At 62.7% G+C, this 14,493-nt stretch carries 10 protein-coding genes; all 10 read right to left on the reverse strand.

Features of this window, described 5'->3' with window-relative positions:
- Nucleotides 1–38: 38 nt before the first annotated feature.
- On the reverse strand, nucleotides 39–1,388 hold the full coding sequence (gene rpoD / locus DWV58_RS04245) for an RNA polymerase sigma factor RpoD (protein WP_055286388.1): 1,350 nt from the start codon (nucleotides 1,386–1,388) through the stop codon (nucleotides 39–41).
- 110 nt (nucleotides 1,389–1,498) lie between these two features.
- The gene (gene dnaG, locus DWV58_RS04250; protein ID WP_117776299.1) at nucleotides 1,499–3,607 is read right to left on the reverse strand and encodes a DNA primase; all 2,109 of its coding nucleotides are present in this window, start codon (nucleotides 3,605–3,607) and stop codon (nucleotides 1,499–1,501) included.
- Nucleotides 3,600–4,607 carry a riboflavin biosynthesis protein RibF gene (gene ribF / locus DWV58_RS04255; protein WP_233540502.1) on the reverse strand — a complete coding sequence of 336 codons (1,008 nt, stop codon included), beginning with the start codon at nucleotides 4,605–4,607 and terminating at the stop codon, nucleotides 3,600–3,602. Before ribF ends, dnaG begins: the two co-directional genes overlap by 8 nt.
- A complete protein-coding gene (gene truB, locus DWV58_RS04260; protein WP_117635119.1) occupies nucleotides 4,604–5,536 on the reverse strand; it encodes a tRNA pseudouridine(55) synthase TruB in 933 nt (310 codons plus the stop codon). The genes ribF and truB overlap by 4 nt, the downstream gene beginning before the upstream one ends.
- 15 nt (nucleotides 5,537–5,551) lie before the next feature.
- Nucleotides 5,552–6,595 (reverse strand): bifunctional oligoribonuclease/PAP phosphatase NrnA, encoded by a 1,044-nt coding sequence (locus tag DWV58_RS04265; RefSeq protein ID WP_117776300.1) that lies wholly within the window; start codon nucleotides 6,593–6,595, stop codon nucleotides 5,552–5,554.
- Nucleotides 6,588–6,998, reverse strand: a complete 411-nt coding sequence (gene rbfA, locus DWV58_RS04270; protein ID WP_006234038.1) for a 30S ribosome-binding factor RbfA — start codon at nucleotides 6,996–6,998, stop codon at nucleotides 6,588–6,590. The genes DWV58_RS04265 and rbfA overlap by 8 nt, the downstream gene beginning before the upstream one ends.
- Before the next feature lie 11 nt (nucleotides 6,999–7,009).
- Nucleotides 7,010–9,724, reverse strand: coding sequence for a translation initiation factor IF-2 (infB, locus tag DWV58_RS04275; RefSeq protein WP_117776301.1), 2,715 nt, complete (start codon nucleotides 9,722–9,724; stop codon nucleotides 7,010–7,012).
- Between the two features lie 91 nt (nucleotides 9,725–9,815).
- Nucleotides 9,816–11,063 (reverse strand): transcription termination factor NusA, encoded by a 1,248-nt coding sequence (nusA, locus tag DWV58_RS04280; protein ID WP_006234042.1) that lies wholly within the window; start codon nucleotides 11,061–11,063, stop codon nucleotides 9,816–9,818.
- A gap of 1 nt (nucleotide 11,064) precedes the next feature.
- Complete coding sequence (rimP, locus tag DWV58_RS04285; protein WP_117639296.1) at nucleotides 11,065–11,559, reverse strand: ribosome maturation factor RimP; 495 nt, start codon at nucleotides 11,557–11,559, stop codon at nucleotides 11,065–11,067.
- Between the two features lie 258 nt (nucleotides 11,560–11,817).
- Nucleotides 11,818–14,394: a leucine--tRNA ligase gene (leuS, locus tag DWV58_RS04290; protein WP_117776302.1), complete on the reverse strand. Its 2,577-nt coding sequence runs from the start codon at nucleotides 14,392–14,394 to the stop codon at nucleotides 11,818–11,820.
- Nucleotides 14,395–14,493: the final 99 nt, after the last annotated feature.

Below are 14,493 nucleotides of genomic sequence, written 5' to 3' on the forward strand. Positions count from 1 at the left end.
CCCCCAAGCGAATGTGCTTGAGGGCGCCTCTTGCTTGACTAGCTTTCGATATAGTCCTTTAGCTTGCTCGAACGGCTCGGGTGGCGGAGCTTGGCCAAAGTCTTGGACTCGATCTGGCGGATACGCTCGCGCGTGACGCCAAACTCGCGACCGACCTCCTCGAGCGTGCGGGGATGCCCGTCGACAAGGCCAAAGCGCAGCTCGATAACCTTGCGCTCACGATCGGCAAGCGAGTCGAGCACCTGAGTGAGCTGCTCCTGCAGCATGGAGAAGCTGGCGGCATCGGGCGGAACGATAGCCTGGGAGTCCTCGATAAAGTCGCCCAGCTGGGAATCCTCTTCCTCGCCGATGGGGGTCTCAAGCGACACGGGCTCCTGCGAGATCTTCTGGATCTCGCGGACGCGGTCGGCGCTCATGTCCATCTCGGCACCGATCTCCTCGGGGGTCGGGTCGCGACCCAGGTCCTGAAGGAGCTGGCGCTGCACGCGGACGAGCTTGTTGATAGTCTCGACCATATGCACGGGAATACGGATGGTACGGGCCTGGTCGGCGATAGCGCGCGTAATGGCCTGACGGATCCACCACGTGGCGTACGTGGAGAACTTGAAGCCCTTCTGGTAGTCGAACTTCTCGACGGCGCGAATCAGACCGAGGTTACCCTCCTGGATCAGGTCAAGGAACAGCATGCCGCGGCCGACATAACGCTTGGCGATGGAGACGACCAGACGCAGGTTTGCGCTGATGAGTGCCTGCTTAGCTTCGAGGCCGACGTTCTCAATGCGCGTAAGACGACGCATCTCGGCACGCGTGAGCTCGAGCTCGCCGGCATCGGCGGCCTCGAGTTTCTCGGTGGCCTCGAGACCGGCCTCGATCTTCATGGCCAAATCGACCTCTTCGGAGGCGGTCAGCAGGTCGACCTTGCCGATCTCCTTGAGGTACATACGAACCGGATCGCCGGTCAGCATCACCGTGGAGGCATCGATGCCACGCACGCGGGAGCGTGAACGGGACGTGCGCACGGTGCGCTTCTTCTTGCTCTTGGAAGAACCCATCTCGGCGTCGGCCTGACGGGCCATCTTGAGCTCGTGATCGTCGAGCGAGCCGGAATCGTGCTCGTCGTCGTCATCGAAATCGTCAGTATCGGTATCGTTATCGTCATCGTCGACGTCCATGGGGGCGTCGTCGTTTCCGCTCGCGGAGATAATCTGGATGCCGCTGTTGCGCAGCGCGGAATACACCGCGGTGAGCTGCTCGTCAGAAACATCGATATCCTTCAGGGCGACCTGAATCTCGTCCTCGGTTACCGAAGTCCTGTTTGAGCCGTTGCCCATGAGCTTTGCAACGTAGGATTCCAGCCCAGTACCCGTGCTCTCAGTCTTTTTTGGCACAGATTCTCCCTTCATAGTCCACAGGACTCAATACTTTAGCACACACATAGGCGTCTATACCCAAAAAGAGGACTGGATATAGGCGAGAATACGCTGGTTGACCACAACATCTAGGCCTGTTCGGTGCCTGCGGCCTCCAGGCCGATCAAACGGAACGGGTCCGCCACGCCGCCGATAGACTTTTGCAGCTCGCGTTGACGCTGCGAATCCTGCGCGGCCTGCACGGTCAGCGCGCGACGGGCCTCATCATCGAGCGAACGGTCCTGGCGCAGCTTGGCCTGTGCGGCACGCATGCGGCGCTTGATGGTGTAGAGCTCGAGCGTATCGAGCATGAACACGATGTTCGTCTCGGTGGGGTGCTTGCTCGTCGCGGAGATGCGCCCGGCACTCACAAGCGTTGCCGCCTCGGGACAGACCGAGCGCGCCGCATCCATGCAGGCTGCAGGATCGGTTCCCGGCGGCGTTGCCAGAACGGCCCATGCGATGGACTCGTGACGTGGGTCAACCCACTCGATAGAGCAGATGCGGTCGGCATACGTGCGGAACAGGTCGGGGTAGCTCGTGAGCATCGTCAACAGCTCGCGCTCCCCTGCCAAGGACTTGCGCTCAAGATCAGTAAGAACCATCGGCGCCGCCGCAGCCGGAGCGCCCGAACCATCAGTCACAGGCACAGCACCCATACCATCAGGCACATCGATTGGCGGCAGATCGTCGACGACCTCCACGGGCGCGGCACCGTAGGCATCGAGTGGGACGTAGTCGTACGGCTCTTCCTCGACCGGCGCGGACACCGACGGCGTCGCGCCCGATGCCCAAGCGCCGCGACCGGCATCGCGAGAACTCGACGCCCGACTGCCCGTCCCGCCGGACCGCTCAGCCTGTGCCCGCTGGCGCTCAAAGCTCTGCTCACGACGTCGTTCCGCATCCTCGCGCTTGGCGACATCGCGAAACACACGGCCCGAGCTCGCACGCACGGTCTCCAAATCCAAACCCAGCAGATCGGCAATCTGGATAAAGTACGTATCGATCATATAGCTGTCACGAAGCGGATAGATGAGCGTGAGCGCATCCTCCAGCGCCTTGGCGCGACCGCCCGGCGTGGTGATGTCGCTCGACTCCTGCAGCGAACGGTACACGAAGTCCATGAGCGGCTCGGCGGCGTCAATGCGTTTCTGCAGCTCCTCTCCGCCGTGGGCCGTGATGAACTCCATGGGATCGTTGCCGTCAGGCAGCACCACGCAGCGCAGGTCCATCGAATCCTGCTCGATAAACTGAATCGCGCGACGGGCGGCCTTCTGGCCCGCGGCATCGCCGTCAAACATATACACGATGCGCTTGGCAAAGCGGGTGAGCGTCTTGACGTGATGCTCCGTGAGCGCGGTGCCCAGCGTAGCGACAACGTTTTTAATCCCCGCCTCCCAACAGGCGATGCAGTCGGTATAGCCCTCTACCACGATGGCGGTATCCTGCGCGACGATAAACTCCTTGGCCCAATTAAAGCCGTAGAGGTTTCGCTTTTTATGAAACACGCTCGTCTCGGCGGTGTTGAGGTACTTGGGTTGGCCGTCACCCATGATGCGACCGCCAAAGGCGATGTTGTGACCCTGCTCGTCAAAGATGGGGAACATCACGCGGTCGTAGAAGCGGTCGGCAAGCTGCCCGCGCCCTCGACTCACGGCAACGTTGGCGTCGATCATCTCCTGCGGAGTAAAGCCCGCCTGCGACAGATGAGCCACCAGCATATTACGACCCGGCGCAAAGCCCAGGCAGTAGCGGCGGCAGACGTCGCCACCCATGCCGCGGCTGGCAAAGTACTCACGTGGACGGCCATCCTTACCGCGCATAAGCATGGTGTGGTAGAACTGGGCGGTCTCGGCACACAGATCGTAGATGCGGGCACGCTTGGTACCGCGCTCGCGGCGATCTCCGGTGTCGTGCAGCTCAATACCTGCACGATCGGCCAAATAACGGATTGACTCGGGAAAGCTCAGGTTCTCGCGCTTCATGATATAGGTGAAGACGTCGCCACCCTCGCCGCAGCCAAAGCAATGCCACACCTGCGTGGCGGGAATAATGTGGAAGGACGGAGTCTTTTCGCCATGAAAGGGGCAGCAGCCCCAAAACTCATGGCCGCGGGGCTTGAGCTCAACCGTTTCCTGCACGATGGCAACTAGGTCGGACGCAGCGCGTACCTGGTCTTTTTCCTCATCGCTAATCACGGATGCCCACCCCCTGCTCACCCAAGTTGTGACGAATGTCCTCGATATTACCCTCGACGGTCGCAATCAACTCATCCAGCGAATCGAACACACGCGAGGGACGCAGCCAGCGCGTAAACGCCAGCGAAACGGAAGCGCCGTACAGGTCGCCCGTATAACCAATTAAGTTAGCCTCGAGATGCGATGAAGCGGCATCGTCGGCATACGTCGGCGGCAGGCCGACGTTAACGGCAGCAGGCCATACGGTGTCATCAACGAGCACCAGGCCCTCATACACGCCATCGGCAGGCACCTGAATGCCGTCGGGAACCTGCAGGTTAGCCGTGGGAAAGCCCATGTCAGAACCCTCGTGACGGCCACGAATAACACCGCCACGCAGCATATACGGGCGGCCGAGCAACTCAGCAGCAAGCTCCACATGGCCCTGTCCCAGCTCATGACGAATGCGGGTGGCGCAAATGGCCTCACCGCCCTCGCAAAGCAGGTCGTGCCCGTATACGTCAACGCCGCGCTCGGCACCCCAGGTGCGCATCTCGTCAACACCAGAAGCACCGCCACGACCCAGCCTAAAGTCGCTGCCAACGCGAATCGAACGAATGTCGACCAGACGCGACACCAGCGAGAGAAAAGCAACATGGTCGAGTGCCGCAACCTCAGGCGTAAAGGGAACGGCCACCACCGCATCGACCCCGGTCTGAGCCAAGGCATGTAGACGGTCGGCCGTCGTCATCAATTTTTGAGCGGGCGAAGGACTCACCACAACGTCCGGATCGGGATCGAAAGTGACCACGACCGCCTTGCAGCCATGGGCACGGGCATCACGGACAAGCGCTTCGATGAGTTCCCGGTGTCCACGGTGAACGCCATCGAACACGCCAATGGCGATCGAGGCAGCACCCAAGTGCTCGCACTCATCAAACGCATCGGCAGTGACGATGCGAGCCTCGTCCGACTCGCCTTCAAAAAAGATACGCGCGAGCTCGCGAGCGGACAACATCATCGAACACCGCCGATTGCCTGCGGAAACACGTGCTCCATGACAAAGCGGCCACTTTCGATGCGGGCGAGCGCCTTGAGTCCCCCATCGAGCACCAGCGCAAACGGCGCTTTCGAAGCATCGAAATCGGCAAGCGCACGCTCAACGGGAATGCGTCGGCCGCAGAGCAGGTCTTCGGCAAGATTGCCCGGCAAGTCAACACGCGTGGCGCCCAGGGCCGCAATGGGATCCAGGGCAAAGCCAGGCGCGGACTCGGGAGAAAGCTCCTCGACCGCATGACAGGCGCCAATGGAAACAACACCGGAGGCCGTGCGGCGCAGCGCGGAAATGTGCGCGGCGCTCTCGCAGGCGCGGCCCAAGTCGCGAGCGAGCGCACGGATATAGGTGCCCTTGCTCACCGAGAACGCCACGGTCCACACACACGTATCACCTTCGCCTCCCACGGCGATCAGGCCGGCGGCATAGACCTCGACGGGGCGCGGAGGTAGGTCCACCGCATTGCCCTCGCGAGCAGACTTGTAGGCGCGAACGCCATTGACCGAGATAGCCGAAAACGCCGGCGGCACCTGCATCTGCGGACCCAGCATAGCGGCCAAGCGCTCACGGGCATAGGCAGGATCGCGGAGCTCGTTGGCAACAGCCACCGTGCGGACCGCCTCGCCCTCCGCATCATCGGTATTGGTCTCGGCGCCAAACGAAATGTCGGCGACATAGCTTTTGGTATCGAGGGTTAGCATGCCCAGCAGACGGGTGGCCTGGCCCACACCCACCACCATGACACCCGATGCCATGGGGTCGAGCGTGCCGGCATGGCCGACGCGCCGCTCATGGAGGGCGCGCCGGCATTGCGAAACCACATCGTGGGACGTGCAGCCCACCGGCTTATCGACGGCGAGCAGCATATTCAGTTGAGAAGGTGTACGACGAGCCATGTACCATCCAAAAAGTTAAAGCTCGATGGTCACCGAAGTGCGATCCTCCCCTACCAGTTCGGCCAGCATGGGAAGTGCCACGGTGAGCGTCTCGAGAATCGTTCCGTTGTTGGAAAAACCGGCGGCAGCGGGATGTCCGCCTCCGCCAAAGGCAGCAGCGATCTCGGACACGTTGAGGTCACCCTTGGAGCGCAGGTTGCCGCGCACCTTGGTATCGCCCTCAATGCCCTTCAGGAACAAGCAGACCTCCACGCCCATCACCGAGCGCACCACGTCAACCAGACCGTCGCACTCATCCGAGGTGACACCGCAGGCCTCAAGATCACTCTGGTACGCGTAGCTATACGCGACGCGCCCGTGGGCCACCGTCTTAATGCGGCCCATAACGATGGACTTGAGGTGCAAAAACTCAACGCGCATGCTCTGGTAAACCTCGAGTGCCACACGCGCCGGATCGGCACCGTGGGCAACCAGACGCGAGGCTGCATGGAACGCGGCGGCATCGGCGTTTTGGTACTGAAAACGGCCGGTATCGGTAACCAAGCCACACAGCAGGCAGGTCGCAACGCCATCACGTGCGACAATGCCGCAATTGTCCAAGAAGCGGTCGATGATCATGGCGCAGGCTGCAGCTTCGACGCGCCTCAGGCTGAGCTCGGCAAACTCCTCGCGCGCCGGATGGTGATCGAAGCACACCACATGCTTGGAGCGACGAAGCACCTCGGCGGAGTTGTTCAGGCGCTCGACGACCGGTACGTCCACCGAGATGAACAGCTCCGGATTGCCGGTGTACGCAGATGCCGGCACCAGGCGATCGGCACCCTCCATAAAGCGGTAGATGCGCGGAACCGGGTCATCGTCTGCCAGCAGCAGCGCAATGTCCTTGTTGGGGAAAAACTTCATGAGCGAAAGGCCCAGACCCAAGACGGAGCCCAAGGCATCGCCATCGGGAGAAGTATGTCCCGAAATCGCAATGGAGGACGCACCCTCGATAAGCTCGAGGATGCGTCGTTGAATATCTGCAGACTCGCACGAGGCGAGGTCGGCGGAATTAGTCATCTAAAGCTGCCTCCTGGGCGGCATCCGCTATCGGATAGCCGTCCTCGTCCTTTTCGATCGCAAGCGTGGCGGGAACGTTTTCCAGCGCACGCGTGATGCGCTCGGCCTCATCGGTCGAGCGATCGATGCGAAAATCGAGCTCGGGCGTAACACGCCAATCGAGCGAGCGAGCCAACAGGCTGCGAATACGGCCCTTGGCGCTTGCGAGCGCCTCCATGACCTCGTCGTAGCGGCTCGCATCGCACGACACGTACACACGCGCGAACGAACGGTCCACCGCGACCTCGACCGCGGTCAAAGTAACCAGGTCGAGACGCGGATCGGAAACCTCAAAGAGCAGGATATAACCGAGCTTCTCGCGAAGCTGCTCGCCCAGACGGCGGGTTGCCTGCGTTTGCTTCATAGCGCTACCCCCTACTCGGTACGGGCAACCTGGTCGATGCGGTAACCCTCGATCTGGTCGCCGGGCTTGATGTCCTGGAAGTTCTCCAGGCCAATGCCGCCCTCGGAACCGCTCTTGAGGCTCTTGGCCTCGTCCTTGTAGTGGCGCATCGAGGCGATCTTGCCGTTGAAGACCACGATGCCGTCGCGCACCAGACGCACGGAATCGGTCGCGGCGATCTCGCCCTCTTCGACACGGACACCGGCGGCGATACCGACTTTGGGCACCTTGAAGGTGTCCAGGACGGTCGCGGTACCCGTGGAGACCTCGACCTCGGTGGGCTTAAGCATGCCGATACGGGCAGCGTCGAGTTCCTCGAGGCACTTGTAGATGACGTCGTAGCAACGGATCTCGACGCCCTCGCGCTCGGCAGCGGAGCGGGCCTTACCGTCGGGACGGACACCAAAGCCGATGATGATGGCGTTGGAGGCGTCGGCCAGAACGACGTCGGTCTCGTTGATGGCACCAACGGCGGAGTGGATCGTGTTGATGCGAACCTCGGACTGATCCATCTTGTCGAGCGAGTCCTGAAGGGCCTCGATGGAACCCTGGACGTCGGCCTTGATGATCAGGTTGAGCTCCTTGACCTCGGCGTCGGCAATGGTCTCGAAGAGGTTCTCGAGCGTGACGTGCTTGACGCGGCTCTGCTCCTCGATACGGGCCTTGAGCGAACGCTCGTCGGCAAGGGCACGAGCCTCGCGCTCGTCCTCGAACACGCGGAACTCGTCACCGGCGTTGGGTACGGACTGCAGGCCCAAAATCTCGACGGCGTCGGAGGGACCGGCCTCGGTGACAGCGCGGCCCTTGGGGTCGAGCATGGCGCGGACGCGGCCGTAGGTGAGGCCGGCGACCAGTGTATCGCCCACGTGCAGGGTACCGCGGGTCACGAGCACGGTAGCGACCGAGCCGCGGCCCTTGTCGAGCTTGGCCTCGAGGACGTTGCCGGAGGCAAAGGTGTCCGGGTTGGCCTTGAGCTCGAGCACGTCGGCCTGGAGCAGCACGGTCTCGAGCAGGTCGTCGATACCGATCTTCTGCTTCGCCGAGATGTTGACAAACATGTTCTGTCCGCCCCACTCCTCGGGGATGACACCGTACTCGGTGAGCTCCTGGCGCACGCGGTCGGGGTTGGCGCCCGGCTTATCGATCTTGTTGACAGCAACGACGATGGGTACGCCGGCGGCCTTGGCGTGGTTGATCGACTCGACGGTCTGGGGCATGACGCCGTCGTCGGCAGCCACGATCAGAATGACGATGTCGGTCACCTTGGCACCACGGGCACGCATGGCCGTAAAGGTGGCATGGCCCGGGGTATCGATGAAGGTGATCTTGCGGTCGTTGATCATGACCTGCGAAGCACCGATGGCCTGCGTAATGCCGCCCGCCTCGCCGGCAGCAACGCCGGTGTGACGGATGGCGTCGAGGAGGCTCGTCTTGCCGTGGTCGACGTGGCCCATGACGGTGACGACCGGTGCGCGCGGCTTAAGGTCGGCGGGATCGTCGTAGAACGAGAAGGTGTTCTCCTCCTCGGGGGTGATGATCTTGATCTGGCGGCCCAGGTCGTCGGCAACGAGCTCGACAAGGTCGTCGGACATGGACTGCGTCATGGTAAGCGGCGTACCCAGCAGGAACAGTCGCTTGATGATGTCGTTGGCCGGAACGTCGAGCGCCTCGGCGAGCTCCTGAACGGTAACGCCCTGGGAGACCTTGATGGCGTCGAGGTCCTCGGGGTTCACGCCCTGGGCCAGCGCCTCCTCTATCTTGCGCTCCTCCTGAGCCTTGGCAGCCTCGCGCTCGCGCTTCTCCTTGCGCTTTTTGCGGCGACCGGTGGACTCGCGAGAGGCCTCCTCGACGGCGGCACGAGCCTCCTCGAGCACCTTCTCGCGGCTGTACTCCTCGGCCTCGCGCGCCATGCGGCTGTAGTGGTCCTCTTCGTTGTTGTGACCGCCCTTGCGCTTCTTGCCCTTGCCCTGCTTGTCGGGGTTGGGGAAGTCCATACCGGCAGCGACGTTGTTGCTGGCATTGGTGCGATGGCTGTGGGGACGGCTCTCGGAGGCGTTGCGCTCGGAGTTGTTGTCGGAGGCGTTGCGATCGTTACGACGGCCACCGCGACGGTCGTTGTTGCCGCCACGACGGTTGCCGCGCTCGGCAGCGCGCTCGGCCTTGGCCTTCTGCTCGGCGTCCTTCTTCTCCTTGAGCACGGTCTCCTGTGCGGCAATCTGGTCAAGCAGCGAACGGAAACGCGAACCGGAGTCGGAAGCGGGAACGGCGCGGCGCTGGGCCTCGCGGGCAGCCTCCTCCTTCTCGCGGGCAAGGCGCTCCTGCTCGGCCTTCTTCTTGGCCTCGGCCTCGGCGCGGGCGGCCTCCTCGGCAGCCTGGGCGGCGGCGAACTGCCGGCGCTCCTCCTCGCGCGCCTTCTCGGCGGCGATGCGCTCGCGCTCTGCCTCGGCAGCACGTGCTGCCTCCTCGGCGGCAGCTGCCTGCTCCTCGGCCTGCTTGGCGGCCTCGACTTCCTGAGCGCGGGCCTCGATCACCGAGGCGAGCTGCTTGCGGACCATGGCGACATAGGCGTCCTCCAAGGTGGAGGAAGCGGACTTAGCGGGAATCTTCATTTCGGCGAGATGACCCATCAGTTCCTTGGAGGTCATGCCGAACTCTTTGGCCAGGGTGGACACACGGACTTTTGCCATATGACTTCACCTACCCTTTCTGGCACCTTGGGTGCCTAGAGACTGAACGAGCGTGGGGTATGCGCTGGGACCTGCCCGGCGCGACCGCGCGCTAGATCAGGTCCTCCGCATCATCGAAGGCGTCGGTGTCGTGGACACCGCAGAAACGGGAGCCGGGACGGGCCTGGTTGCGGCACTGGATGCCGTCCTCGGACACGTACTCGCAGCGACGGACGTCCTCGTCCTCCTCGTCACCGATCAGGTCGGCGGCGGGCTCCTCGTGAACGGGAACGTTCTTGAGGATGTCGGCGGCAAGCGTCTCGGACTTGATGTCGATGTGCCAGCCGGTCAGGCGCGCGGCGAGGCGGGCGTTCTGGCCCTCCTTGCCGATGGCGAGGGACAGCTGGTCGTCGGGGACGATGACGCCGGCGTAGGCCTTCTCCTCGTCAATGAGGACGCGAGTGACCTTAGCGGGCGACAGGGCGTTGGCGACGTAGACGGCAGGATCGGCATCCCACAGGATGACGTCGACGCGCTCGCCACGGAGCTCGCCCACGACAGCGCGAACACGGCTGCCCTTGGGGCCGACGCAGGCGCCCACGGGATCCAGACGGTCGTCGAGCGAGTGGACGGCGACCTTGGAACGCTGGCCGGGCTCGCGGGCGATCGACTTGATCTGGACGGTGCCCTCATAGATCTCGGGCACCTCCTGCTCAAACAGACGACGCATGAGCTCGGGGTGGGTACGGGAGATGACAATCGGCGGACGGCTGTGCTCGCCACGAACCGGCTGCAGGTTGGAGTTGGGGTCGCGAACGTCGATGATTACGGCCTTGATATGCTGGTTGTGCAGGTAGCGCTCACCCATCGGGCGCTCGTTGCGCTCGTTCTCGTAACGGCGCTGATCGAAGTGCGGCAGCTCGGCCTCGACGCCCTCACGAATCTTGACGATCGTGAAGTCGGGCGTGGACTGCAGCACGGTGCCGCTGATGAGGTCACCGATGCGGCCGGAGAACTCCTCGTAGATCTGCTCGCGGGCGGAGTTGCGCACGATGGCATTGATCTCGGCCTTGGCGTGCTGGGCGGCGATGCGGCTCGTGTTCTTGGGGGTGACGTCGATCTCCTCGAACTCGGTGAAGTTGCCCTCCTCGTCCATGGAATCGTCGATCGGCTCCAGGCGGTAGACGTAGATCTTGCCGGTGGTGCGGTCGATGGTCACCTTGGCGCCCCACTCAAGATGCAGGATCTCGGCATAGCTCTTGGCGAGCGACTGCTCCAGGCGGTCGATCAGGTAGAGCTGGTCGATGTGCTTCTCCTGGCAAAGCTCCATCAGGGCGGACATCATGTCGGATGCTGCCATCTTACTTTCCTTCCTTCGCGGGCTTGAAGTCGTAGGTGGGCTTCAACTTGCACTTTTTAACATCAGAGAAATCGAGGGTGACGGACTCGCCGTCCTCGAGCTCGAGGGTCACGTCGGTCTCGGTCGCAGCCGCAATCTTGCCGGCGTACTTGCGACGGCCCTCGGAGGCGGTGGAGGTGAGCTCACAGTTCTCGCCCACAAAGCGGGCAAAGTCGCGCGGACGGCGCAGCGGGCGCGCCATGCCCGGGCTCGACACCTCAAGCGTATAGCTCGAAGAGATAGGGTCGAGCTCCTCAATCACATCGCCGACCCACTTGGTGTTGGCCGTGACGTCATTGAGCGACAGGCTCTGACCCTCGGCACCCTCGATACGCACGCGCACGCAGGGGGCCTTGGTGGCACCCACGAGCTCAACGTCGACAATGTCGACATCGTGCTGGGGAGCAACGGCCTCGAGCGCGTCGATGATCGCCTGCTCGGTCTTGGTCTTGACCATTGCGGCACCTCCATCCATACAAAAAAGAAGCGGGGCCGAAACCCCACTTCTTTCAATTACAACTTCATTTGCAAGCAAACTATACCAATACCTGCGAAAACGTGCAAGCACAACAGAAACTCGCAGGTCAGCGCGCCCACAGCATCTCCACAAGAATAGAACAATTGACCGCGGGCGCCGCGAGCAGACAAAACAAAACGAGGGACGACCCAACCGGACCGCCCCTCGTTTATTGCATGTCAGCTTTACGCGCAGAGCTTATTTGACCACCAGGTTGACCAGCTTGCCGGGCACGCAGATGGCCTTGACGACCGTCTTACCCTCGGTCCACTTGGCGACGGCTTCCTCAGCGGCAGCCTGCATCTCCTCGTTGGAGGCGTCGCGGGCGACGTCGATGCGGCCGCGGACCTTGCCGAGCACCTGTACGACGATCTGCACCGTGTCCTCGATGGACTCGGCCAAGTCGAACTCGGGCCAGGCGGCGGTGTAGGCATTGCCCTCGCAGCCGAGCGCCTCATGCCACAGCTCGTCGGCCCAGAACGGGCAGATGGGGGCAAGGACGCTCACGATATCCTTAGCCACGCCGTAGCACATCGCCTTGTCACGGGAAGCGCCCTCAGTAGCATTGAGGTAAGCACTCGCGGCATTGACGAGTTCCATGACGGCCGAGATGGCGGTGTTGAACTGGCCTCGGTCAAAGTCCTCGGTGCACTTGGCGATAGTGCGGTGACGCTCGCGATAGAGCTTCATCGCGGTCTCGTCGAGCGCGGACTTGTCGAAGGCCACGTTGGCGTCGCCGGACTGGACGAGCTGCCAAACGATACGCCAGGCGCGCTTAATGAAGCGGTTGGCGCCCTCAACGGCCTTGGGATCCCAGTCGAAGTCCTTCTCGGGCGGGGCGATAAACAGGATCGCCAGACGCATGGTGTCGGCGCCGTAGGGCTCGATGACCGAGCTCGGGGGCACGACGTTGCCCTTGGACTTGGACATGGTGTCGCCGTTCTCGTCCTTAACCATGCCCTGGCACAGCAGGTTGGTGAAGGGCTCGTCCACACTCAGCAGGCCCAGGTCGCGCAGCGCCTTGGTAAAGAAGCGGCTGTAGAGCAGGTGCAAAATGGCGTGCTCGATGCCGCCGATGTAGTTATCGACGGGCATCCAACGGTCGGCGGCTTCGCGGGAGAAGGGCAGCTCGGTGTTGTGCGGGTCGGTATAGCGCAGGTAATACCAGCTGGAGCAGGTAAAGGTGTCCATGGTATCGGTCTCGCGCTTGGCCGGGCGGCCGCAGACCGGGCAGGTGGTCTCGTAGAAGTCCTTGCACTCGGCAAGCGTCTCGCCGGCGCCCAGGTCCAGGTTCTCGGGCAGCGTCACCGGCAGCTGATCCTCGGGCACGGGCACAATACCGCAGTGCTCGCAGTGAATGGCCGGGATGGGGTTGCCCCAATAACGCTGGCGGCTGATGAGCCAGTCGCGCAGGCGGAACTCGACCTTGCGACGACCGCAGCCCATGGCCTCGAGGTCGGCCACGATCGCAGCCTCGCCCTCGGAGTGCTTACCGCCGCGCATGCCGGTGTACTTGCCCGACTGGACCAGCGTGCCCTCGGCAGCGTGGGCGCATTCCCAGTCGACAGTCTCGGCATGGAAGGTATCGATGGTCTCGCCGCTGGCCTCGACGGCAGCGCGATCATCGTCGTCCAAGATGATCGGCACGATCGGCAGATCATACTTGCGGGCAAACTCAAAGTCGCGCTGGTCGCCGCAGGGAACGGCCATGACGGCTCCGGTGCCGTAGTCGGCCACGACGTAGTCGGCAACCCACACGGGGACCTTTTCGCCGTTAACGGGGTTCACCACGTAGCGGCCGGTAAAGGCACCGTGCTTCTCGAGAGTGCCCTGGGCACGCTCGACGGCAGAAATGTGCTTAGAGTCCTCAACGATCTTGGTGACGGCCGCCTCGTACTCCGTGCCCTCGACGAGCTCGTGCAGACGGGCGTACTCGGGAGCCAGGACAAAGAAGGAGACGCCAAAGAGCGTGTCGGCGCGCGTGGTGAAGACGGTGATCTTGCCCTCGTCGCCCTCGATGGGCTCGCCATCGGCGTCGCACAGGGTAAAGTCGACCTCGGCACCCTCGGAGCGGCCGATCCAGTTGGCCTGCATCTGCTTGACGCGCTCGGGCCAGCCAGGGAGCTTCTCCAGGTCGTCGAGCAGCTCCTGGGAGTACTCGGTAATCTTGTAGTACCACTGCTCGAGATCGCGCTTCTCGGGCTCGGTGCCGCAGCGCCAGCACTTGCCCTCGGTCACCTGCTCGTTAGCCAAAACGGTCTTGCAGGTGGGGCACCAGTTAACCGGATTCTTCTTACGATAGACCAGGCCCTTTTCCCACATCTTCTCAAAGATCCACTGACCCCAGCGATAGTAGTCGGGGCTGCAGGTCTTAACGGTGCGATCCAGGTCGTAGGAGAAGCCCATGCGCCTCATCGTGGCGAGCGCCTGGTCCATGTTCTTATACGTCCAGGCGGCAGCCTGCGTATTGTGCTTGATGGCAGCGTTCTCGGCGGGCAGGCCAAAGGCGTCAAAGCCGATGGGGTGCAGCACGTCAAAGCCGCGCATGCGGGCCTGACGGGCCATGGCATCGCCGATGGTGTAGTTGCGCGCGTGGCCCATGTGCAGGTCGCCCGACGGATACGGGAACATCTCGAGCACGTACTTCTTGGGCTTGCTGGCGTCGGTGTCGACGGCAAAGAGGTTGGAGTCCTCCCAGGCCTTCATCCACTTGGACTCAATGGCCTGTGCGTCATAGGCAGGGATCTCGTCCTTATGATCTGTGCAATCGCACATATCAGCTCCTTTAATCTTAGCTGGGGTCGATCGGCTTAGCTTGATTCGCTACTGCGGACAGTCCTGCGCAAGACGAAGAGCACATTAAGTGCTCTTCTT

The organism is Collinsella sp. AF11-11 (assembly GCF_003465485.1).
Taxonomy (GTDB): Bacteria; Actinomycetota; Coriobacteriia; order Coriobacteriales; family Coriobacteriaceae; genus Collinsella.